Raw genomic sequence first — 885 nt, 5'->3', positions numbered from 1 at the left:
ACGTCTCGGTCGAACGTGGAAGCGCCTGGGATAATGCAGCTTCATTAATGTTGACCAGGGCTCGTGCCATCACTGGTTTAAGACCGCTTGAGCATAAAGCCTCGTAGTCAGCTTTCGTAAGCGCGTCAACGCTCCCAAAGTGAGAATAAAGGTGATAAAAAGTCTTCAGGCCCAAGCCTTTGACTGCAGAAAGTTGTGCGATGTATTCGCAACTTGAAGAAATAGCCATACGATCATCCTTAATCGATTTATTAGCAGAATGCCCTATTCCGGGCCTAGGTATACTTTGCCAAGCAATCGCCCAACAAAAAAGGCAGCTTAATCCTTAAGCTGCCTTCAGTTTACTTTAATCTTTACAGCCTCGCTAATTCAAGGCTCAGGTTCAAATCAAGGCGTACGAACCTCGTCCATCACAGCAAGTGGGCGTGTTGCTTTCAAAACCAAGCCGTAGCTCAATTTCTCAAAGACTCTAAACACCATTAACAAACCTGCACGCTGTGAAGGTAACTCAATCTTTTCTTTGGTGTAAGGATCACGAACCAAGCCGCCTCTCTTGTATACTGCGAGTACATTACCTTCCTTAATACCATCACGCTCGCCGCGGTTGATAACAACAACATTATACTGACCAATATTACCAACACCTGAAGCCACAGAAATCATCTTGCCTCGAATATCATGCTCTGGCTTACTTGGCACAAAATTAGAGTTAATCATTCTATCTTCAGTCGGCAACAAGCGGTCACCTTGGCGCAATTCTTCACTGCTACGAAGAATATTCAGCGTCACAACTTCTTTGTTTACTTGATCAACATCTGCAGTGGCAATCGCTTTCGCTTCAAGCCCCAATAATTCATTCGTTTCGGGGTCAATATAAGTCTCGCT

At 44.6% G+C, this 885-nt stretch carries 1 protein-coding gene and 1 pseudogene; both read right to left on the bottom strand.

Going from position 1 to position 885, the window contains the following annotated elements:
* Window positions 1-229, bottom strand: a 229-nt coding sequence (locus A3756_RS23770; RefSeq protein WP_197481507.1) for a hypothetical protein, incomplete at its 3' end; no start/stop codon positions are given.
* A gap of 158 nt (window positions 230-387) precedes the next feature.
* A pseudogene (locus tag A3756_RS28265) lies at window positions 388-885 on the bottom strand (peptidoglycan-binding protein); the annotation flags it as partial.

The sequence above is a fragment of the Oleiphilus sp. HI0086 genome, from assembly GCF_001635225.1.
The sequence above is the reverse complement of the archived record's forward strand: the minus strand, read 5'-3'. Positions and strand labels throughout refer to the sequence as shown.